Genomic DNA, 21,451 nt, shown 5'->3' with positions numbered 1-21,451 from the left:
GCCATCGAAGCTCGAATGGATCGACTCAGGCCGCTCGTTTGCGCTCGGCGGTGATCGTATCGTAGGCCTTGCGCACCTCGCGCACGCGTTCCTTGGCGACCTCGCGCATGTTCTCCGGCATGCCGTTACCGACCAGCTTGTCGGGATGGTACTTGCTCATCAAGCGCCGATAGGCCTTCTTGACCTCGGAATCGCTCGCCGAGGCGTCCACGCCGAGCGTGGCGTAGGCGTCGTCCAGCCTCGGCGCCCCATGGGCGGCGCCCGCTGCCTGTTCGCCGCCCGACGCCGACGCGCTCCGGAACATGGCTTCGAGCCGCTCGACGTCCGCTTCCGACAGACCCAGCAGCCGCGCCACGCGCACCAGCAAACGGCGTTCGCTGTCGTGGAGCACACCGTCGGCGGCGATGGCCGAAAGCTGAACCTGGAGGAAGAGCTGAAGGAGTGCCGGGTTGCCGCGCACCAGGCCGCGCAATCGTTCCATTTCGGCAGCCAGGTCGAAGCCCTCCTCCTTGCCGCGATTGAAGGCCGCCTGCGCCGTACCGCGCTGCTCCTTCGAAAGCCCCAGCTTGCCGAAGAATTGCTCGGCGACGCGGATCTCGTCACGGCTTACCTGGCCGTCGGCCTTGCACAGCGCGCCCATCACGGCAAAGGTCGATTCCAGGAACTGCTCCCGAATCATGCCCACGCCGCGCGGCAGAAGCACGCGCGTCATGAAGTGCCCGACGGCGTAGCCCAGTGCCGCGCCGAGAAACAGTCCAGCCGGGCCGGCTGCCAGAAGCCCGACGCCCGCCCCGATAATCAGGAATAAAAGCATGCCGCGCATGATACGCGGTCGCTTGAATCAGGGGGTGATCAATCGACCGAATGTCGGGTGTCAGCCGCCATCCGAGTGCGCTTCCGGCTGCTGCCGGCATTGATCCTTGGGAGACCATCGAACGGCAACGGGAGTCGGCACATGAACGAGGGACGCGAACGATTCATCTTCAAAGTGGCCCTTCTACTGCTCGGAGCTTACGGTGCGCTTTACTTGCTGACAGTCAGTGTCGAGCAAACCACCACCCGCTTCGGCGGTATCGGCTGGATCCCGATCATCATCGGCGTGCTGGCCCTGGCCGCCGGCGCAATCGTTGCCTGGGCCACGGTGATCACCTGGCTGGACCGCCGCGCGCTGCAACGCCATTGAGCCGACCCGGAAAGTGCCTTGCGCGAAGGACAGTCGCTGGCCTTGTCGGGTCGGATCCGGGTGGCGGAGGCGTCCCTGACGTCACCGTTCAGCGGCAAGGCCTGCGCGGCCTACCGCTACCAGGTGACGGCGCAGCGGCGCAACGTGGGCCCCGACAACGACACACGCCAGCAACTGTGCCTGCTCGGTTTCGCCCTGGCCGAGGCCCGGCTCGACTGCGGTAAGCGCTCGTTCCCGATCCTTGCCTTGCCCGACGTGGACACCGACCTTCGCGAGATTGCGACAGGCGGTGACTGGGGCGATCGCGGGCTGGCGAGAATCCGGAAGGCGGAAGAGGAGGCCGATACAGTGGACGAACCGCGGGCACGCGGCGCCCTGTCCGACGCCTACCGGTTCGCGCGAGCGCCGCGATCGCAGGATTTGTTCGTGGCCTCGACCCGATCCGCCGGACCGGAGATCGGCGTCGTCGAGGACGCCGTGCCCATCGACGAACCGGTCACCGTCCTCGCCGCCTACAACGCCCGAACCCGCGGCCTGGGTGCCAGGCGCCTGGGCGGACTCAAGGTCTTTGCCGGCACGCTCGACGAGCGCTTGCGCGCACTCGACGAGGAATGGCGCAAGGGGCTGCAGATCGCCTCGCCGCTGGTCGGCGTGGGCCTGGCACTCCTGACCGCCGCTGCCTGGTGGCCCGGACCGGGCTGATCCGCATCGGGCGCGGGGCCGCTACTCGTCGATCCTGGCGCGCTGGAATACGCTCATGGCCTCCTCGGGACGCTCGAGTCGGCGTTACGGGAGTAGACCTTGCCGGTGTTTCAGAGCGCCGACTCGGTCGAGACCACGTCTTCCGCTACCGGATCGCTGCGGTACTCGGACAGCTCGCAAGTCTCGTCGGCACAGGTCAGGAGCTTCTTTTCCGCCTGGCAGGTGGCCGAGTAGTAGCTCTCGCCTTCCGCGCCGTCGCCCAGGTGTTCCAGGTCGCCGCAGTAGCCGGCATAGACCGCATCCCACACGTAGGACGGAATGCCGGACGCTTCTTCGGCGGCGAGCGCCTCGTCGGCATTGCCGGCAGCGTCGGCGATGCCGGTGGATTCCGCCGGTCCGCCGCAATCCATGTCCACGATGATCATCGAGGGGTAGATGCAGGCAGCGCCGGTGATGGCATCCACACCCAGCCCGATCAGCCCGCCGATCAAGGCGTTGCCGATCGTCATGGACTGGAAGCCGGCCCTGACCTGCTGTGCGGCAACGGGATACCCGGGCTTCGAACACTCGACCGTCAGCCCCGAACAGGACTTGTTGACCTCGGCCGTGCCCGGCGTGCGATCGACATGGAAGGTGCCGTCCGAGTTCGTCAGCACGCAGGAGGCCTGCGGACAGTTGGGCGCGTCCACGGAGATCGTCTGGTGACGCCCCGTGGTGACGGAAGCGCAACCGGCAACCAGAGAAACGAAGACAAACAGGAAAATAACGCTGAAGCGAGACATGATTCCCCCTTGAACACGAATTGAACCGAAAACGGAAAGCCACGGCAATGCTCGCGAGCCTCCCAGCCTTCGAGCGCCTGCCAACGCCGGGCGCATTGAGCGCCTCTTTTATGCGGCCAGTATAGCCATGCCCCCCCGGCGAATCCAAATCCGGTATCAGTTCCCGGGTGAATCCCCCGACCAATGGGGCAGGCGCAAGATTGGAAAGCGGCGGTACGCCGATTCTGCGAAGCGCGAGCGCTCGTACAACCAGCGCAGCTGGGCCGTGCGACTGGCGGCGAAGGCTTCGTCGCGAACCTTGGCCGACTCGAATGCCGCGCGCAGTTCGGCGTCTTCCTCAAGCATCTCGATGGCGTGAGTCTCGAAGATGTATGGCGAGAAGTGCTCTTTTCGGCCCAGCACGGTATCGAAGAAGTTCCAGCGCGCGAAGGCATCGGGCGAGGCCGGCGACAGCACGGCGGCCAGGTAGCGCACAGCCGGCTGGTCGGACGGAATCACGTGGTCACCCGGCTGCAGCACCACGCTCCGCTCCGGCGCCCAGGTGACCTCGTATCGGTGGTGATAGAAATGACCCTCCCAGGGTGAGTCCAGGCTCTCCACCGGGCCGATGCGCCCCACTTCGGCATCCACGGCGACCGATTCGGTGATCTCGACCATGTGCACGTCGTTGGCCTCGAGCCGCTCGATCACACCGTGCCAGCCGCGCGGCACCACCCAGGCCGCCGGTCGCCGGATGCTCGCGCTCGGCTCGTAGCGATTCCGATACGGCACCGACCGGCGATAGGGCTTCGATCGGTCGAAGACCCGGCGCTGTTCGTCGCGACCGAAAGGACTGTCGACCAGCCGCGCTTCGTAGCCGCGGAATTCCAGTTGCTCGGGCTCGGCGTCTTCGTCGAGCGCCCAGGCGACCGGCAGGTGGTCCCGCGTGGGCCAGTCGCGGCGGTCGGCCAGACGATGATCGCGCAGCGTCTCTCCATGCTCGGCCAGCAGACGCATGCCAACGACCAGCAGAGTACGCTGGGCTTCGACGCGCTGCTCGAAGGGCTTGAGCATGTGCGTTTCGCTGACGATGCCCGGCACCTGGAACATGGCGGCGAAGCCGCTGGAGTAGCGCGGGGTGTCGAGAAACTCCGTCCAGCCCTCGCCCGGGTCCTGGCCGAAGACGTTGACGTAGGGCACGGCGTTCTCGCCCCGCCGGGCCATGCGCCCGTAGAGCATCGGCATGAACCGTTGGCGCCAATATTCGCCCAGGCTGCCGCCGAGCTGGTCGGCCTGGGTGGCCAGCAAGGTGATGACATGCTGGTAGTCGGCACCGTTGGTGGTGTGCGTATCGACGAACAGGTCGGGATCGAAGTCGTGAAACAGCCGGGTAAAGCTCATCGCATTGCGCGAGTCGGCCTTGACGAAATCCCGGTTGAGGTCGAGGTTGCGGGCGTTGCCGCGAAAACCGTAGGCCTCCGGGCCGACCTGGTTGGCGCGGGTGGGATTGCCCCGGTTGCGCATGCCGCCGATGTTGTAGGCGGCGATGATGGCGATATCGACCTTGTCGAGGCCGGCCCGCTCCGGCTCGGCCAGGGCATCCCGCGCAAACATCTGCGAGGCCGTCACGCCGGCCGGCTCGCCGGGATGGATACCGTTCATGATCAGCAGGCGCGGACGCTGCCCGCCCTTGCCCGGCAGCTGCTCGCAGCCGTCGAACGACAGGTACAGGATGGCCAGCGGCTCGCCCGCGTCGGTCATGCCCCGCTCGCGCAGACAGGCGCGCTCCGGATACGCGTCGACCAGTTCGCGATAGAAGGCCAGGACCTGGTCATAGTCGGCGCTGCCCGAACCGCCGCTGTGCTCGAAGACCGTTTTCGGCGAGCCCGCCGATACCGACGCGCTGCAGATCACGAACCAGGCAAGGGCGACAGCGAGCTTTCTCGACATGATGTTATCCAGACCAAAGGCGCGGATATTAGCACCGGTCGCCTTCCGGCAATCGCGCCCCGATGCGTTCAGTCGACAGACGGAATACTCTCGATCGAGGGCAATCGGCAGGCATGCCGGGCGATGCCCCGCCAGGGATCCTCGACCCGGCTCATGCGCCGGAAGATGTTGCCGATGTGGTAGCGCTGCGGATGGAGGTCGCTGTCGACTTCTTCCCAGCGGATCGGCGTGGCGATCGGGGCGCCCGGCTTTGCGCGGACGGCGTAAGGGGCAACGGCGGTCTGGCCGTAAGCATTGCGCAGGTCGTCGAGAAAGACGCGATTGCCGCGCTTGTTCTTGCGCTGCTCGGTGGTCATGTTCTCGGGGTCTTCGGCCGCAGCGCGCCGGCAAAGCGCGTGCGTGAATTCCCTGACCGACTCGAAGTCGGCGTTACGATCCAGCGGGACGACGATATGCAGGCCGCGCGAGCCGGTCGTCTGGACATAGGTATTCAGCCCCATCCAGTCGAGCAAGTCTTTCAGTGTCGTCGCCGCGCGGCGCACCTTGTCGAAATCGTCGTCGGAGGGATCGAGGTCGAAGATCATCCGATCGGGATACTTCGGACGATCGTTGCGCGAGAGGGAAAGATGCGGCGTGATGCAAGCCTGGTCGGCCAGATACACCAGCGTGGCTTCATTTTCGGCAACGACATAAGTGACTTCGCCGTCGTGCTTCGGCAGCGTTACCCGGTCGACCCAGTCGGGAAAGTGCTCGCCGATCTGCTTCTGGAAAAAACCTTCCTCGCCGATGCCGTCGGGAAAGCGGTGCATCGTCAGCGCGCGATCCTTGCAGTGCCGCAGCGCGACCGGTGCGATACGCGCGTAGTAATCGGCCAGATCGTACTTGCTGATGCCGTCGTCGGGAAACAACAGCTTGTCGGGGCGGCTGATCTCGACCCGGCGACCGCCGACCTCCAGGACGCGCGTTTCAGCCTGTTCGCTCATTCATCGCCCCCGCCTTCCTCTTTCGCGATCTGCTTGATCGTTCGGCCGCTTTCAACGGACTTCGGTTCGCTCGAGACCGGATTGCGGCGGGCGTCGGCGGCCTCGTCGTCCATCTTGATCAGCAGCCAGTTGGCGTCCTTCTTCGAGCCGGTGCGATGCAGTGCGTAACCGCCGAAGATCTTCTCACCCTGGAGCTCGACCAGCAGGTGGCCGCTCTTCCAGGCCTTGTCCAGCGGCTGCAGTTCGCCGTCCTTTTCGGTGATGTTCCGGAAAGTGCCGCGGTCCCAGATCATCACCGTCCCGCCGCCGTACTCGTCCTCGGGAATGACGCCCTCGAAACCGCCGTACTCCAGGGGATGATCTTCAGTTGGGATGGCCAGGCGTTTGTCGCGGGGATCGGTCGACGGGCCCTTCGGAACGGCCCAGGACTTCAATACGCCGTCGATCTCCAGGCGGAAGTCGTAGTGCAGGGTCGAGGCGTCGTGTTTCTGGATCACGAAGCGGGGCCGCTTGCCCGATGCCGCGCCGGCCTTTCCCTTGGCGCCGCGCGGCTCGGGGCTGCGATCGAAATCCCGTTTCGACTCGTACTCTTTCGTCGACACGTCGGCCCCTCCGTGCGGATCGTGTCTTCAACGATAGCAGAACTGCCGCGGCAGGCCGGTCAGTCGGAGTTCAGCGCCTTCTTCTCGAAGTGACCTAGCACGAGCACGATGACCAGCGAGATACCCGTGAGCATGGCCGCGAGGATCAGGTTGCCCGTGGCGCAGGCCACCCCGATCGCGCCGGCGATCCAGATCGCAGCGCCGGTGGTGATGCCGTGCACGTCGCCGCGCGCCTGGATGATGCTGCCGGCGCCGAGAAAGCCGATGCCGCCGATGACGCCCTCGACGATTCGCGTCGGATCGATTTGCGCCGAAGGATCGCCGGTGGCGGTGGCGAAGAGGATCTCGTAGCCCACCAGCAGGAAGGCCGCCGCACCCAGCGAGACGAGCATGTGCGTGCGCAGCCCCGCGGGGCGCTTGTTGAGTTCACGCTCGAGCCCGATCACCGAAGCGAAGCCCGCTGCAGCCAGCAGTCGAATAACCATGTCCCAGAAGGGAACTTCCGTTTCCATGCGCGCCACCATCTTTGCGGGTTCGGGCGCCCAGCCTAGCAGAACGGCCATCGAAGCCGACCGAGTCGTTTGCTAGCATGAGGCCCGGCTTCCACCGCTTGGCAGATTCATGAATCGACTCAAGAGCGTCATGAAGTGGGGGTTTCTTTCCCTGCTTTTCCTGTTCGTCGTGCTGGCGATCGCCTGGGCCGTATCCCGTGCCATCTACCCGACCGAAGCGCAACGCGAGGCGATTGCCGCGATGGAGCACCAGCCCGAACGCTCCGGCGACAACGCTTTTTCCCTTCTGTGGATGATCGACCGGGACGTGCCGTTCGACGAGATCGACTCCGTCATGGCCGAGGATGTCGATCGGGCCTCGGACATTCCACCGGTGCCCGGCCCCGACGATGACGATCTGTCGACGTTCGTCTCGGCCGCCCGCGACTATCCCGACCTGAGCCCGAAAGGCGCGGATCGCGAGATGTTCTGCAGGGGCAGGGGCGAGACTTGCCTCGACCGGGTGCGTGAAGACCTGGACGCCTACGCCGCCCTGATCGACCGCCACGACGAATTGCTCGAGCGCGTCGGGCGACTGCACGAATACGACTACGTGCGCTCGGAACTACCCCACAAGCTGGGCATGCTCAACCCGAACTATCAGAGCGTCTTCCTGCCGAGAACCCGGCATGCATTGCGCTTCGCACAGGGCGATACCAACCAGGCGCTTGCCGCCACGTGCCGAGAGATCGCCACCTGGCGACGCCTGGGCGCTAATGCCGACAACCTGATCACTCGATTGATCGGCGCCGAGGCGGCAACCGACCAGTACGGCCATACGCTCGCCGACATGCTGTCCGAACTGCCGGCCGGCACCCCCCTGCCCGAACCCTGCGGGGAGGCCCTGGTCGCTCCGGGCATCGATGATCTGTCCCTGTGCCGGGCACTGAAGAGCGATTTCGGCATCATGGCTTCCGTTTCCAGGCACTTGCCGGAAACCGCGAGCGAAGGCGGTTTCTTCGAGCAACTGGCCTGGTCGATGTTCTACGACGGCGAGGCAACCCTGGGCGCCGTGGCAAAAAGCTACCACGCCATGTGTGCATCCAGCGAGCGCGAGCGACTGCTGGCCGACCGCCGCGAATCATCGCAACCGGCGCCCCGCGGGATGTGGCGCTTCGCCTGCGTCGGTAACCCGATTGGCTGCATGGTCAACGGCGTCGCGCAGAACCCCGTCTTCACGGGTTACCGCCACCGCCTTCAGGACTACGGCACCAAGCTTCGCGTTCTCGGCACCCTGGCCTGGATGCGCCGCCACGCCGACGAGGGCCGTTCACCCGCAGAACTGCTCGCCGCCCGACCCGACGAGCTCAAGAGCCCGGCGCGCGATATCGAGTTCGGCCCCGAAGGACGCACCCTTCGCGTCCCGCTCTACGACACGACGCGCGGCGAGTACTGGTCTGTTCCGTTGCCGCCCGAACTCCATCGTTCTGCGGGGAGTTCGTGACAGATTCCCGGCTCCAACGGTCGCTTGCGGACTTGGTTGTGCGGTCAGGACATCAGTCTTCTGCGCTGGCGGAAAACATCGTACGGAAGGCTTTCATCGCCGCCGGATGAAACAGCGTGGCATGCGACTCCTGCGGCATCGGCGCGTACTCGAAGGTCATTCGACTCGACGCCTGCTCGACCTGCACGATGAAAGCCTGGAAGCGTTCGGCGCTGCTGGCCTCTTCGCTTGCGGCCACGAACAGCCGGCGTTCGGCGGCCGATTCTTGCTGCAGGGATTGCGCAATGCGACCGGTCAGGTCGTACTGGTTCCACCACACGCTGGGGTCGACGGCGATGTAGGTATCGAACAGGCCGGGTTCGTTTGCCAGCGTTTCGACCACGAAAAGCCCGGCCAGTGACTCGCCGATGATGGCCCGCTCGGGCGTCACGTCATAACGGCTTTCGATCGTCTCGATCAATTCGTCGCGCAGAAAACTCCGGAAGGCCGCCGCGCCGCCGATGTGCTCGGCTATCGCCTGGTCCTGCGGATCGTCGCTCGGCCCGGTCATGTCGCGGCGGCGCTCGGTGTTCTCGATGCCCACGAGCAGCAGCGGCCGGACGCTACCGTTGGAAACGAAAACCTGCAGCAGGCCGGCGATATGCAGAAAGTCCTCGTCGATCCCCCCGTCGAGCATGTACAGCACGGGCAGGGGCGTTGCCACGGCTTCGCCGTAGACCGTGGGCTGGAACACGTTGATCCGGCGCTCTTCTTCGAGCTGCTCGGAGTGCAGCGTGAAAGTCTCGCCGATCGCCAGCTCTCCGGCGTTCTCGCCGGCCAGGGCATGGATGCCGATAAACAGAAGGAGCAGTGCGCCGTAGCGAAACGGATTCGTTTTCATGTCATTGATCGTCGAGGAAACCAGCAGCCAAACTAGCACGAGAGGATTGATTCCCCGCTTGGGCATTTCGATCGGTCGTGAAAAACTCGTCCTCGTATCGCTGGACTATGAGACACACGGCACTTTGCCGGCCGAGCTCCTCCGCAAACCGGGTCTAGGAGGCCGGTGCATCCGGCTTTCGCTTGTCGTCGTCGGAACCGGGATCAGCCTCGGGATCGCCGCGATCGTCTTCCGGGGAGACGGGCTTGCGGCGCAGGGCCGTGCCGGGCAATTCGAGCGCGCTCGCCCAGGCGACCCCCAGCGCCAGGCCCAGGGCGATACCCGAAGGGGCCGCCCAGCCGGCCACCAGCGTGGCCAGGCCGACCGTGCACAGCACGAACAGGCCCACGGCCGCGCTGGCGACACCGCCGGCCCAGTCCAGCGACCGGGCCGCCAGTGCCGTGGCGTGGACCAGCATGGCGGCCGCCGCGGCAACCGACACCGAGGGGAACTCCGCGTTGGGCACGTGCCCCTCGAGCACGAAACGGTCCAGGAAATAGGCGCCCCCGGCGGCACCGACGACGCCCACGCCGATGGCGAGCGCCGCCAGCCATCCGCGGCTCCAGAGCCCGACGGCCATCAGCGGCACGGCCACGATGAACACACCCGGCCAGTGGAAGGCGAACAGGCCGGTCCGGGCGATTTCAACGGCCTGCTCGGTGCGCGTGTTGCCCATCCACTCGAGCACGGGAAAGTCGATCAGCGCCAGGCCCTGCACGGCCTGGGTCTGGCTGAACACCAGGCCGACGCCGCCGACGGCAGCCATCAGGGCCAGGAAGCAGACAGTCAGGCTCAGGCCGCGGGCCAGACGCGGATCGAAGCGCCGGCTCAGCCAACGAAAGCCCGGCGCCAGCGCGCGGGCGATGCCCCGCGTGCCCGTCGCTCGCAGCGTCAGGCGGCCCAGCGCCTGCACCCGACGGCGGTTGGCCGCCACACGCGCGGCCACCCAGCGGATGATCACGGCGGTGAGAAAAAGGATCAGCACCAGCAGCGCGGCGGTGCCGCTGACCTCCTTGATCACGTCCCAGGACTCGCCGAGCACGTAGCCGAGTACGCTCCAGACCAGCGCCCAGACCAGGCTGGCCGGAATGTCGAGCAGCACGAAACGGCGATAGGGCACTTCCGAGGCGCCGGCGAGGAAGGGCACGATCACGCGCGTGGGCGTGGACACCCGGCTGAGCACGATCGCCCACTCGCCGCGGCGGAACATGAAGTCCTGCGTCCGGCGGATGGAGTGACCGAACAGTCGCTGCAGCGGCTCCCAGCCCAGCATGCGCCCGCCGAAGCGCCGGCCCAGATAGAAGCCGGTGGCGTTGCCCGCCACCGTCGCGGCCAGCACGACGCCGAGCAGCACATCCAGCTCGATCTGCCCGCGCGAGGCCAGTATCCCGCCGGTGACCACCGCCAGTTCCCCCGGCGTCACGAATCCCAGGAAGAAGGCGGCTTCGGTCCAGCACAACACCCCGATCAGGATGTAGACCGTCAGCGCGGGCAACTCGAACAGCGGTTGGAGCAGTTTTTCCATGAGTCCAGCTTTGCCGCGTTGCGGTGCGTCCCCTCCCGGACAGCGGGGATCGCCAAAAGTGCCCGGGCGTTCCCGAATGGGTCGTGAGGGAACGCCGCCCAGAATCGCCCCCTGCAGGCAGTATATCCGCCGCACTCATGACAGAGCGATTCTGCGACGTGTGGCGCTCAGGCCTGCTGTCGATCCTGGACAAGATCGGCTTCGATCGTGCGGGCCTGGTCAAGCCACCCGAGCATGCATAAGAGCAGCCACGAAGCGGCAGGCGCGTGATGGTTGCGGCGTTTCGTCACTGGCTGACATAAAAAAACCCCGGCGCCATTGCCGGCGCCGGGGTTGCGGGTGGAACGTCTACTTCCCAGGGGGCAATCAGGTCAGATCGAACCGATCGGCGTTCATCACCTTCGTCCAAGCGGCGATGAAGTCCTTGACGAACTTCTCCTGATTGTCGTCCTGGGCATAGAGCTCGGCATAGGAACGCAGGATCGAGTTCGAACCGAACACCAGGTCGGCACGGCTTGCCGTCCACTTGACCTCGTCTGTCTTGCGATCACGCAGTTCATAGAGGTTGTCACCCTTGGGCACCCAGCGGTTCGACATATCGGTCAGGTTGACGAAGAAATCGTTGGTCAACTGCCCTTCCCGGTCGGTGAACACGCCATGCTTTGTGCCGCCGTGATTGGTGCCGAGCATGCGCATTCCGCCGACGAGCACCGTCATTTCCGGAGCGGTCAGGCCCAGCAGCTGCGTATGGTCGAGCATCATTTCCTCGAGGCTGACGACATAGTCCTTCTTCTGCCAGTTGCGGTAGCCATCGGCCAGGGGCTCGAGGTACTGGAAGGAGTCGGCGTCCGTTTGCTCGTCGGTGGCATCGCCGCGCCCCGGGTCGAACGGCACCCTGACGTCGTGACCGGCCGCCTTTGCGGCCTGCTCGATGCCCACGCTGCCGCCGAGCACGATCACGTCGGCCATGCTGGCACCGGTGTCGGCGGCGATCTTCTCGTACACCGACAGCACCCGGCCCAGGCGCTCGGGCTCGTTGCCTTGCCAGTCCTTCTGGGGCGCGAGGCGAATGCGCGCGCCGTTGGCGCCGCCGCGATAGTCCGAACCGCGGAAGGTCCGCGCGCTGTCCCAGGCGGTGGCAACCATCTCGCCGATCGAAAGGCCTGAATCGGCGATCTTCGCCTTGGCGGCATCGACGTCGTAGTCGGTGCTGCCGGCCGGCACCGGATCCTGCCAGATCAGGTCTTCGTCGGGCACTTCCGGACCGATGTAGCGCGATTTGGGGCCCAGGTCACGATGAGTGAGCTTGAACCATGCGCGTGCAAACACTTCGTCGAAGTACTCGGGATTGTTGTAGAGCTTCTCGGAGATCTTGCGATACTCCGGATCGACCTTCAGCGCCATGTCGGCGTCGGTCATGATCGGCATGACGCGGATTGAGGGATCCTCGGCGTCGACCGGCATGTCCCCTTCGGCGATATCGACCGGCTCATACTGCCAGGCGCCGGCGGGGCTCTTCTTCAGCTCCCATTCGTGGTTGAGCAGCAGGGCGAAGTAGCCGTTGTCCCACTGGGTCGGATGCGTGGTCCAGGCGCCTTCGATACCGCTGGTGACGGTGTCGCGGCCGATGCCGCGTGTGACATGGTTGTTCCAGCCCAGGCCCTGCTCTTCGACGTCGGCGGCTTCCGGTTCGGGACCGAGATTGGCCGCGTCGCCGTTGCCGTGGCACTTGCCTACGGTATGGCCGCCGGCAGTCAGGGCGACGGTTTCCTCGTCGTTCATCGCCATGCGCTCGAAGGTCACGCGCATGTCCATGGCCGTCTTGAGCGGATCGGGGTTGCCGTCGACGCCCTCGGGATTGACGTAAATCAGGCCCATCATGACCGCCGCGAGCGGGTTCTCGAGCGATTCGCGATCACCGGAGTAGCGGCTTTCCGGGTTGTCACTCGGCGCCAGCCATTCCTTCTCCGAGCCCCAGTAAGTGTCGATCTCCGGATGCCAGATGTCTTCGCGGCCAAACGAGAAGCCGAAGGTCTTGAAGCCCATCGACTCGTAGGCCACGTTGCCGGCCAGGATGATCAGGTCGGCCCAGGAAATCTTGTTGCCGTACTTCTTCTTGATCGGCCACAGCAGGCGGCGCGCCTTGTCGAGGTTGGCGTTGTCGGGCCAGCTGTTGATCGGCGCGAAGCGCTGGTTGCCGGTGTTGCCGCCGCCGCGGCCGTCGGCCACGCGGTAGGTGCCGGCCGCGTGCCAGGCCATACGGATCATCAGGCCGCCATAATGGCCCCAGTCGGCCGGCCACCAGTCCTGGGAATCGGTCATCAGATCGGCAAGATCCTTCTTCAACGCATCGACATCGAGCTTCTCGAGCTCCTTGCGGTAGTCGAAGTCCCGACCCAGCGGATCGGTCTTCGTGTCGTGCTGGTGCAGGATGTCCAGGTTCAGGGTCTTGGGCCACCAGTCCATGTTGGAATTGCCGCTAGCCGTGTTGCCACCGTGCATCACGGGGCACTTGCCTTCGTTCGCCATCTTCGATTCTCCGGTTTCGGGTTCACGTGTGGCGGAACAGCTCGATCACCGCCGCCACTCAATTAGTGATCCCTAATATACAGGACTGCAGACGCAAGCCCCATGCAAAGAACGGATGACTCCCATAGCCATCGGAAATGACGAAATCGGCCTCGAAGGTTCGATGCAGCCCGGTTCGGGTAGACTCGGTGCCTTGCACATCGAACGACGCCAAACCGCCCCGGGCGAATGGCGACCTGCCGGTGGCGAAACTACCGGAGCCAGCAGCCATGAATTTCCTTCCTGTCGTCACCGCCCTCTTGCTTTTCCTGGTTCAGACCGTTGCAGCCGCTCCGCAATCAGGACAGTCCGGGCCCGATGCGGCCGCAGACGAGCATGCCGCCACGCTCGGAGCCCTGGCCGAGTCGCTCGACAGCGACTTCGAGGCCGCCCTTCCACGGGCCGCCGAACTGTTCGCCGACCCCGAGCAAACTCCCGAGTTGCGCGCCCGGGCGCTGATCGAGACCATAGCGGCCGCTCACGCGGCGTCCAGGTTGGATATCGAAGACCAGGCCGGCCCCGCCTACCAGGAGTTGGCGGATACCCTCTCCGCGGGCGAGCTGCGCTCGAAGCTGCATCGCGCCTACGGCAATCTCAACCTCTGGCGCGGTCGCTTCGATGTCGCCGAATCGCTCTTTCGCCGGGCCGCGGCCGAACACCGGGAGGACGACACCGCAGTCCAGGCCGACCTCAAGAACTCCCTGGGGGTGGCGCTCGCCCAGCAGGGCAAGCTCGACGAAGCCCTGGGCACGATGCTGGCGGCCTTCCGGCTGTTCGAGCAGACCGAAGCCGGTCCGTCGGCCAACCTGCTGCGCAACATCGGCGGGCTGTCCATCTATCTCGAGGACTGGGACCAGGCCGTGGAGTTCACGCGACTCGCCCTCGACAAGACCGCCCCGGACGATCCCCAGATCACCGGCCTGTATTCCAATCTTGCAGCGGCGCTGATCGAACAGGACCAGCCCGAAGAAGCAACCGAAGTCCTGGAGACCGCCATAGCCATCGGCGAGGCGCAGGGCCGGCCCAGTGCCGCGGTCGTCAGCAACCTGGGCTACGTCGTCCGGGAGCAGGGACGCCTCGAAGAAGCCCTGACCCATTTCCGGCGCGCGGTGGCAATCGACCGCGCCGAGGGCGACACCGGCTCGATGGCCATCACCCTCAAGAACATGGGCGAGACCCTGATCCAGCTCGGTCGCCGCGAGGAGGCCGACACGGTGCTGCAGGAATCCATGGCCGCCTATCGCCAGGCCGACATCAAACCCAAGCGCCTCGAACTCTATCCGGTCCTGGTCGAGAACCTGGAGCAACTCGGCCGCTACCCCGAAGCCCTGGCGATGATGCGCGAGTATCGCGAGCTGAGCGAGGAAATCGCCTCGGCCGACGCCCAGGCGCGCGTCGCCGAACTCCAGGGCGCCTTCGACCTGGAGCGCAAGGAGCGCGAACTGGCCGAATCCGAGCGTGAACGCCTGGCCAGCGAAACGCGCCTGGCCTCGATCGAAGCCGCGCAGACTCGGCAGCAGCACCTGCGAACCCTGCTGACGACGGGCGTGGTCGCGCTCGCGCTGATCCTGCTCCTGCTGCTGCGCCTGCTGCAATTGCGAACACGAGCCAATCGGCTGCTGGCCGAGAAGAACGCGGAGATCGACCAACAACACAGGGCGCTGGAGGAAAGCCACATCCAGCTGCAGCGGCACAGCATCGAGGACGAACTGACGAGCCTGGGCAACCGCCGCTTTGTGCGGCAGTTGCTGGTGTCCGCACTGCCCGACGCCCTGGTCGATTCCCCGGCGCTGCTGGTGCTGATCGACCTCGACCGATTCAAGGGCATCAACGACACCTTCGGCCATCCGGTCGGCGATCGCGTGCTGGCCCGCTTTGCCGAAACCCTGCGCCAAGTGGCCGGGCCGGATGACATATTGGCCCGATGGGGCGGCGAGGAGTTCCTTTGGTTGATTCCCGCAGCGCGCATGACCGAGGCCGCCGATCGCTGCCGCAACCTCGCCGACCGCGTCCGCGCCACCGAGTTCATGACCGGCGGACGCAGTCTCTCGATCACCTGCTCGATGGGCGTCGCGCCGGTCGACCTGGACGCCGACGACCCGCAGGCCGCCTTCGACCTCGCGCTCAAGATCGCCGACGCCGCACTCTACGAAGCCAAGGATTCCGGCCGCAACGGCTGGGCCGGGTTTGAAAGGCGAGTCGACGACCCGAAGATATTCGAGGGCTCGCTCGACATCGAAGCCCTGGTCGCGCGCGGCGCGCTGGCCAGGAGACGCCTGGAACACTGAACACCGACAAAGCGCAAACCCCGACATGGAATTCCAACTGACCGCCGACCACCTTCGCACCGCGCTCGACGAACTCGCCGGGCGGGACAAGCACCTGGCCTCCGCTCTTGCCACGGTCGGCTATCCGGAAGAACGCAGAATGGGCGAGCCCAGTTACGAGCACTTCCTGCGAATCATTGTCGGACAGCAACTGTCGGTGAAGGCAGCCGCGACCATCTTCGGGCGGGTCGAGGCTGCCCTCGAGCGCGACTTCCGGCCCGAGCGCCTGCTGGCGATGAGCGACGAGGAGCTTCGGGCCCTGGGGCTTTCCAGGCAGAAGATCGGCTATGCACGGGGACTGTCACAGGCCGTGCTCGAAGGCTCGCTGGTGCCGGCGGCGCTGGTCGATTTGCCCGACGAAGAAGTCATGGCGCAGATCACCCGCCTGAAGGGCTTCGGGCGCTGGAGCGCGGAGATGTTCCTGCTCTTCTCGCTCGGGCGTCCCGACGTGTGGCCGGCCGACGACCTGGCCATCCAGGCCGGCGTACACCGCATCAAGAACATGCGCCAGCGACCCGACCGCAAGAAGACCGACGCCGTGGCCAGGCCCTGGCGACCGTATCGCGGCGCCGCGGCCATCTTGGTCTGGCACTACTACTCGAACGCGCCGATGGGCTGAACCCGGAGCCCGGCCTGCAAGGGCGAGCCCTTGCCGTCAGTTGACGGGGACTCGAGCTCTCGGCTACGTTCGTCCGGAAGGGATCATTGGGGCTTTTTCGGTTCACGCTTGCACCCGGGGCGTTTCAGCATTCAATCCAGACTCGAATAACGTGCCTGTCATCAGCCGTGCCCTGGGCGAGCTCGAGGATGCTCCCTGCCCGAACATCCGAAGCGAGGGGGATTCGCGATCGGAACGCTCGTCGCACAAGGAAGCATCTCGATGAGAAACTACAGTGTTGCCGCGCTTACCGCCTGCTTGCTGCTCTCGGCTTGCGCCACGACTCGTTATACCGAGGGCGAGTTTCCGCGAAGGAATGCCGACCTCGACATCCTGGCCACCCAGCAGGAAATCGAAAGCGAGGCCTGGAGACCCCATCCGCTTTTTGTAGGCACCGGCGCCGCGCTAGCGGGTGCAAGCGGCGGCCTGGCCATGGGCCTGGTGGGCTTTGGGATGATGGATGCCAAAAAGGAGGACGCCACAAAGGCGCTCGCTCCCCTTCGCGAGCGCCTGGACGGGTATGACTTCGGCAGTCAGTTCGCTGCACGCATTCAGTCTGCCGACATCACCGAGCGGCTGGTCGCCGATGCCGAACCCGTCGTGTGGGATCCGCCGGGACCGCCCGAAGACAGAGAAATCGAGCGCAGGCTGATCACGATCGAACCCCGGGTACAGTTGAGCAGCGACATGCGGAGCCTGCTGGTCGACATCGAGGTCTGGGAGTTCTTTCCGCGTGACGGCTATACACCGTCCAGGAAAGGATTCAGCCAGACCTACCGGTTCCTGTGGCCGCTGGCAGACGGCGATGACCTCGAGCGAGAAGAAGCCGCAGCGGCCTGGCTGGAGCGACCCCGGGAAGACCTGGTCGCCCTGATCGAAACAGGCATGGCGCACACGGTGGGCATGCTCGAGACCCACCTGAAGCAGGGTACCCCGGCGTTGGAGAATACCGATGAACTGATCAGGATCCAGCCGCCCGGCAACTACTACCTCTGGCAGGATCATCAAGAAGTTTCCTGGCTGGCCAGGAAATGGAGGCGCGGCATCTTCTATGCCGTACCCGACCACGCAATCGAGGACGAGCCGGAACTGAATCATCAATCCGCTCGGTAGACGAGCCTCTGGCAAGAGCCGCAGACCAAGTGTTGGTCAATTCCCGCCGTCGAAAACCAGCTTTCTCGAAACCAGGAAGTTGAAACTCATGCCCACCACGCCGCCGATCCACACGCCGAGCAGGGGCATGACGGCATCCCAGAAAGGCGTGAGCTCGGCGCGCTCACCCAGGAACACGACCAGGGAAAACACGCCGAAGTTCAGGACACCGCCCAGGGCATGCACGCCGAAGAAGCGCACCAGCTCATCGAGCAGGACCCGCCCGGATTCGATGTGGTGGAAGGTGAAATAGCGGTTGAGCACGTAGCCGGCCGCCATCGCCGCGGTGTAGGAAAACACCCGGGCGATGTAGGCGTTGAATCCCGGCAAATCCTTGAGCAGGTACAGAAGGCCGGCATCGATCAGCGCGATCGTACTGCCGACGACCGCGAACCGAAAGAAAGTCGCCCGCGAACTGTGCGAGCGCACGCCGCGCTTGAGCAGATTCCAGGAGCTCCTGACCGGAATGGGCAGCCCTCCGGTTCAGCCTTTCCCTCGTATCAAGCCGATGATGAGCAACAGAATCACCGCCCCGATCACGGCCGTGATGATGCTGTTGATGATGCCGGTGCCGATGGCCACTCCCAGTTGACCGAACAACCAGCCGCCAATGACCGCACCTACGATGCCAACGACGATGTTGATCACGATGCCCTGACCGCCGCCCTTGACGATCAGCCCTGCGAGCCAGCCCGCGATGCCCCCGACGAGCAACCAGATCAGAATCCCTTCCATGACAATCTCCCATAAGCACGAGGTATCGGTCATTGCCTGACAGCGACAACCGCGTCCCGAAAGTATCCTGTTGCCCGGTCGGATGCAAGCACCTTGCGGCCCCACGCATCAAGCGCCACGGCGCCCGCCCGATAGAGCGCCTGCTGACGGCATCTCGCAGGCACTGACATCAAACCCGAGTGGTTTTTTCGGTGAGTTATCCGGAATAGCGCCCGGGATTGGGCAAGAAAACGGCCCGGACGCGCCGGGCCGTTTGTTTACGCAAGCGGCGCGTTGCGACGCGCCGTTCCCCTTCCCGTTCTATTCGTCGTCGGGCGAGTAACTCAGGGAATCGACGCGCCGGAGAATGTTGTTCCAGTACGGCTCCATGTCGGCCAGCGCATCGTCGAAACGATCCCACACTTCCGACGCGCCCTCTTCGCCCAGGGCCTCGGTCATGACGTCGTTGGGCCCGTCGCGATCCGCGTCCATCGCCGCGAAATTGTCGAAGTGCTCCACCACGAAGTAGTCGGCCGCCCAGCGCTGCTGGCTCACCGAGCCGTACCAGGTGCCCATGTGTTCCGATTCGGCGTCTTTCATCATGTCGACGATTTCGCCCACGACTTCGCGGAAGGCCTCACCGTCGTCGACCCGGAAGTTGTGCAGCTTGACCACGCTGTAGCCTTCGGCATCACCGCTCCAATCGCCCATCCGCCGGTAGATCCGACGATTGGCGTTCGAGACATGCGAGGTGAGTTCGGTCGAATGCTCTGACCAGCAGGTCTCCTCGGCCGCATCCTGGTTGTCCAGCTCGGACCACATGTCGATGCTCGAGACGACCCACATCTCGTTGGGCTCGCCGTCGACCGGTGCCCAGGTCGACCATCCTGTCTCTCCCCCGTTTTCCTCGTAGCAGCCCATGTACGCGGTCATCGCGTCGCGAAAGGCCTTGCCGTGCCCATGCTGGACGGTGAGTTCCATGATGAAGAGCATGGGGTCCTTTTCGCCCTCGTGATCGTCGGCGGCAACGGGCATGCAGACCGCCGCGGCCAGGGCCGCGACAAGCAGTTTCTTCCGGATATTCATGATGTGTCTCCCTCGATGGACCGGATGGCTCAGTGTCATACCAGGCCCCAAATCCGATCCCGCACCCCGAATATAGCGCCACGCTTCTCATTAAATCAATTATTTGTGACGCGCGTCACATACTCAAGCGCTGGTTCATGGCTGAAATGCGCTTCCGCGCCGCATCGTCGATCATCTCTTGCAGTCTGCCGCCCGCTGCCGAAGAATGGCCCGCTGAAATCGCTTTTCGAAGAGGTCTGCATGACGTCTCCCGCTCGCGCGTACCTGCGCGTACTGATCACGCTGGCACTGTCCGCCCTTGTCCTGGCCTGCAGCCACAAGCCGATCGCCCCGGATGCCGGCACCGAGCCCCGGGAAGGGCTCGAGCTGCAGCTGCTGCACTTCTCCGATGTCGACGGCGGCGGGACGCGAGCGCTGGATCACGTGGCGGCGTTTTCCGCCCTGGCGGCTTCGTTTCGCGCGGAAATGCCGGAACACACCGTGCTGATCAGTTCGGGCGACAACTACATTCCCGGCCCGCTCTACCAGGCCAGCAACGACCCCGAGATGGCGCCAATCGTGGGCTCACCCGGCGTGGGCCGCGGCGAGATCGCGTTTACCAATGCCCTGGGCGTGGATGTCAGCGCCGTAGGCAACCACGACCTGGACGGCGGCCCGGAGGAGTTTGCCGGCATCATCCAACCCGACGACCAAGGCTGGCCGGGGGCGCGCTATCCCTGGGTGGCGAGCAACCTGGATTTCGGCAGCGAACCGTTCCTGGCCGAACGGGTCAGCCCCGACGGACTGCCGGCCGCTGAGGTGAGCGGTCGGCTGACCGGCTCCGTGATCCTGAAAGTCGACGGCCGCCGCATCGGCGTGGTCGGCGCCTCGACGCCCAGCCTCGACCAGATCACGACCACCGGCGAGATCGACATCCGGCCCGGCGACCCCGACGACATGGACGCGCTGGCGGCCGTCATCCAGGATGAAGTGGACGCGCTGGCGGCCCAAGGCGTGAACGTCATCATCCTGGCCGCACACATGCAGCAGCTGCACGTCGAGCGGGCGCTGGCCGAGCGCCTCGAGCGTGTGGACGTCATCATCGGCGGGGGCTCCAACACCATCCTGGCCGACTCCAAGCGCCCGCTGCATCCCGGCGACGTGGCCGTGGACGACTATCCCCTGGTCTATCGTTCGCCGCTGGACGAACCGGTGCTGCTGGTCAACACCGGCGGCGACTACCGCTACCTGGGGCGCTTGCTGCTGCAGTTCGACGCCGAGGGCGTCATCTCGCTCGAACACCTCGACGAAGACACCGCCGGTGTCTGGGCCAGCCTGGACTCGCTGGCCGAAGCGCGCGGCGCCGAGCCCGTGAGCCAGGTGGTGAGCATCCGCGATGCCTTCTGGCGCATTCTCGAGGACAAGGAATCGAACGTCCTCGGCTACACCGACCAGTTCCTGGACGGACGCCGGGTCATGCTTCGAACGCGCGAGACCAACCTCGGCCGGCTCTGGGCCGAGGCCAGCCTCTGGCTGGCCCGCCGGCAGGAACCCGAGGCAGTGGTCGCCGTGCGCAACGGCGGCGGCATTCGCGCCCCGATCGGCGAGGCGAACGTGCCGCCGGGCAGCCGCGATACCCGCGGCGTCCAACTCAGGCCGCCATCGGCCAATCGCTTTCGCCCGGCCAACGCGATCTCGCAACTGGATGTCGAAGCCGCGCTGGCCTTCAACGGCAGGCTGGTCGCGCTGACCGTCACCGCCGGCGAGTTGCTCGACGTCATGGAATACGCCGTCTCGGGCATCGAGCCCGGCGCCACGCCGGGCTACTTTCCGCAGTTTGCCGGCCTGCGGATGCGCTACGACGCCTCACGCCCGTCAAGACGCCCCATTCAACCGGGCCAGGGCGACATCAACCAGGGCGCCGAAAGCAACGGCGAGCGGGTGCGCGACTTGGCGGTGGTGGCGCCGGACGGCAGCACAACGCAACTGCTGAGCGACGGCGAATGGGTGAGCGACCCGGACCAGCCCTTGCGCATCATCACGCTGCACTTCCTGGCCCAGTGCGTACACGATTCGGGTCAGCCGACCGACAAGATCACGCATTGCGGCGACGGCTATCCCTTCCGGCAACTGAAAGACCCCAAGCTACGCCACCTCGTCGGGCTCGACTACCCGGGCATCGACGTCGACTTCGCGCCCCCCGGCACCGAGCAGTTCGCGCTGGCCGCCTACCTGGCCGAGTTCCACGCCACGCCGGAACAGGCCATCCAGCTTCCGCCCCGGCCCGAGGGCGAGCAGGCCTGGCTGATCGAGATCTCCGGCATGTAAACTGAAGCGCATGCAACCG

20 protein-coding genes are annotated in these 21,451 nt (G+C 65.4%); 7 read left to right on the top strand and 13 right to left on the bottom strand.

Features of this window, described 5'->3' with window-relative positions; all coding sequences use genetic code 11:
• Positions 1 to 25 precede the first annotated feature (25 nt).
• Positions 26 to 814, bottom strand: a complete 789-nt coding sequence (gene djlA, locus DZC52_RS10980) for a co-chaperone DjlA (RefSeq protein WP_116651220.1) — start codon at positions 812 to 814, stop codon at positions 26 to 28.
• Positions 815 to 955: 141 nt separating this feature from the next.
• Between djlA and DZC52_RS10975 the strand changes: the two genes are divergently transcribed.
• A complete protein-coding gene (locus DZC52_RS10975; protein ID WP_116651182.1) occupies positions 956 to 1,183 on the top strand; it encodes a hypothetical protein in 228 nt (75 codons plus the stop codon).
• Between the two features lie 18 nt (positions 1,184 to 1,201).
• Positions 1,202 to 1,885 (top strand): hypothetical protein, encoded by a 684-nt coding sequence (locus DZC52_RS10970; RefSeq protein ID WP_116651181.1) that lies wholly within the window; start codon positions 1,202 to 1,204, stop codon positions 1,883 to 1,885.
• A 110-nt stretch (positions 1,886 to 1,995) separates the two neighbouring features.
• On the opposite strand, the gene DZC52_RS10965 is transcribed toward DZC52_RS10970, so the two are convergent.
• The 5 genes from DZC52_RS10965 to DZC52_RS10945 all read right to left on the bottom strand — a co-directional run bounded on the left by DZC52_RS10965 (position 1,996) and on the right by DZC52_RS10945 (position 6,744).
• Positions 1,996 to 2,667, bottom strand: a complete 672-nt coding sequence (locus tag DZC52_RS10965) for a hypothetical protein (protein ID WP_116651180.1) — start codon at positions 2,665 to 2,667, stop codon at positions 1,996 to 1,998.
• A 156-nt stretch (positions 2,668 to 2,823) separates the two neighbouring features.
• On the bottom strand, positions 2,824 to 4,596 hold the full coding sequence (locus DZC52_RS10960) for a M14 family zinc carboxypeptidase (protein WP_116651179.1): 1,773 nt from the start codon (positions 4,594 to 4,596) through the stop codon (positions 2,824 to 2,826).
• A gap of 68 nt (positions 4,597 to 4,664) precedes the next feature.
• A complete protein-coding gene (gene ligD, locus DZC52_RS10955) occupies positions 4,665 to 5,579 on the bottom strand; it encodes a non-homologous end-joining DNA ligase (protein WP_116651178.1) in 915 nt (304 codons plus the stop codon).
• Positions 5,576 to 6,181 carry a DNA polymerase ligase N-terminal domain-containing protein gene (locus tag DZC52_RS10950; protein WP_116651177.1) on the bottom strand — a complete coding sequence of 202 codons (606 nt, stop codon included), beginning with the start codon at positions 6,179 to 6,181 and terminating at the stop codon, positions 5,576 to 5,578. Before DZC52_RS10950 ends, ligD begins: the two co-directional genes overlap by 4 nt.
• Before the next feature lie 59 nt (positions 6,182 to 6,240).
• Positions 6,241 to 6,744, bottom strand: coding sequence for an MgtC/SapB family protein (locus DZC52_RS10945; protein WP_245960809.1), 504 nt, complete (start codon positions 6,742 to 6,744; stop codon positions 6,241 to 6,243).
• Positions 6,745 to 6,802: 58 nt separating this feature from the next.
• On the opposite strand from DZC52_RS10945, the gene DZC52_RS10940 reads away from it, so the two are divergent.
• Positions 6,803 to 8,176, top strand: coding sequence for a hypothetical protein (locus DZC52_RS10940; protein ID WP_116651176.1), 1,374 nt, complete (start codon positions 6,803 to 6,805; stop codon positions 8,174 to 8,176).
• Between the two features lie 52 nt (positions 8,177 to 8,228).
• Here DZC52_RS10940 and DZC52_RS10935 read toward each other — a convergent pair whose 3' ends face one another.
• The 3 genes from DZC52_RS10935 to katG all read right to left on the bottom strand — a co-directional run bounded on the left by DZC52_RS10935 (position 8,229) and on the right by katG (position 13,149).
• The gene (locus DZC52_RS10935) at positions 8,229 to 9,056 is read right to left on the bottom strand and encodes an alpha/beta hydrolase (protein ID WP_116651218.1); all 828 of its coding nucleotides are present in this window, start codon (positions 9,054 to 9,056) and stop codon (positions 8,229 to 8,231) included.
• A gap of 154 nt (positions 9,057 to 9,210) precedes the next feature.
• Entirely contained in the window at positions 9,211 to 10,620 is a 1,410-nt protein-coding gene (locus DZC52_RS10930) for a DedA family protein (RefSeq protein ID WP_116651175.1), read from the bottom strand.
• A gap of 366 nt (positions 10,621 to 10,986) precedes the next feature.
• The gene (gene katG, locus DZC52_RS10925) at positions 10,987 to 13,149 is read right to left on the bottom strand and encodes a catalase/peroxidase HPI (protein WP_116651174.1); all 2,163 of its coding nucleotides are present in this window, start codon (positions 13,147 to 13,149) and stop codon (positions 10,987 to 10,989) included.
• Between the two features lie 269 nt (positions 13,150 to 13,418).
• Between katG and DZC52_RS10920 the strand changes: the two genes are divergently transcribed.
• From DZC52_RS10920 to DZC52_RS10910, 3 genes are all read left to right on the top strand, one after another.
• Positions 13,419 to 15,476 carry a tetratricopeptide repeat-containing diguanylate cyclase gene (locus tag DZC52_RS10920; RefSeq protein WP_181918911.1) on the top strand — a complete coding sequence of 686 codons (2,058 nt, stop codon included), beginning with the start codon at positions 13,419 to 13,421 and terminating at the stop codon, positions 15,474 to 15,476.
• Positions 15,477 to 15,501: 25 nt separating this feature from the next.
• On the top strand, positions 15,502 to 16,134 hold the full coding sequence (locus DZC52_RS10915; RefSeq protein WP_116651172.1) for a DNA-3-methyladenine glycosylase family protein: 633 nt from the start codon (positions 15,502 to 15,504) through the stop codon (positions 16,132 to 16,134).
• 261 nt (positions 16,135 to 16,395) lie between these two features.
• Positions 16,396 to 17,286: a hypothetical protein gene (locus DZC52_RS10910; RefSeq protein WP_147307668.1), complete on the top strand. Its 891-nt coding sequence runs from the start codon at positions 16,396 to 16,398 to the stop codon at positions 17,284 to 17,286.
• Positions 17,287 to 17,322: 36 nt separating this feature from the next.
• Here the strand turns inward: DZC52_RS10910 and DZC52_RS10905 are convergent, their stop codons facing one another.
• From DZC52_RS10905 to DZC52_RS15555, 4 genes are all read right to left on the bottom strand, one after another.
• Positions 17,323 to 17,754 carry a GtrA family protein gene (locus tag DZC52_RS10905; protein WP_181918910.1) on the bottom strand — a complete coding sequence of 144 codons (432 nt, stop codon included), beginning with the start codon at positions 17,752 to 17,754 and terminating at the stop codon, positions 17,323 to 17,325.
• A gap of 54 nt (positions 17,755 to 17,808) precedes the next feature.
• Positions 17,809 to 18,066 carry a GlsB/YeaQ/YmgE family stress response membrane protein gene (locus tag DZC52_RS10900; RefSeq protein WP_220338339.1) on the bottom strand — a complete coding sequence of 86 codons (258 nt, stop codon included), beginning with the start codon at positions 18,064 to 18,066 and terminating at the stop codon, positions 17,809 to 17,811.
• A 294-nt stretch (positions 18,067 to 18,360) separates the two neighbouring features.
• On the bottom strand, positions 18,361 to 19,125 hold the full coding sequence (locus tag DZC52_RS10895) for a hypothetical protein (RefSeq protein ID WP_181918909.1): 765 nt from the start codon (positions 19,123 to 19,125) through the stop codon (positions 18,361 to 18,363).
• Positions 19,126 to 19,220: 95 nt separating this feature from the next.
• Positions 19,221 to 19,367 carry a hypothetical protein gene (locus tag DZC52_RS15555; RefSeq protein WP_181918908.1) on the bottom strand — a complete coding sequence of 49 codons (147 nt, stop codon included), beginning with the start codon at positions 19,365 to 19,367 and terminating at the stop codon, positions 19,221 to 19,223.
• Here DZC52_RS15555 and DZC52_RS10890 point away from each other — a divergent pair.
• Positions 19,366 to 21,432, top strand: coding sequence for a bifunctional metallophosphatase/5'-nucleotidase (locus tag DZC52_RS10890; RefSeq protein WP_181918907.1), 2,067 nt, complete (start codon positions 19,366 to 19,368; stop codon positions 21,430 to 21,432). The two genes, DZC52_RS15555 and DZC52_RS10890, sit on opposite strands and share 2 nt — an antisense overlap.
• Positions 21,433 to 21,451 lie beyond the last annotated feature (19 nt).

Origin of the sequence: Wenzhouxiangella sediminis, assembly GCF_003410055.1 — a bacterium.
Classification (GTDB): domain Bacteria; phylum Pseudomonadota; class Gammaproteobacteria; order Xanthomonadales; family Wenzhouxiangellaceae; genus Wenzhouxiangella; species Wenzhouxiangella sediminis.
The sequence above is the reverse complement of the archived record's forward strand: the minus strand, read 5'-3'. Positions and strand labels throughout refer to the sequence as shown.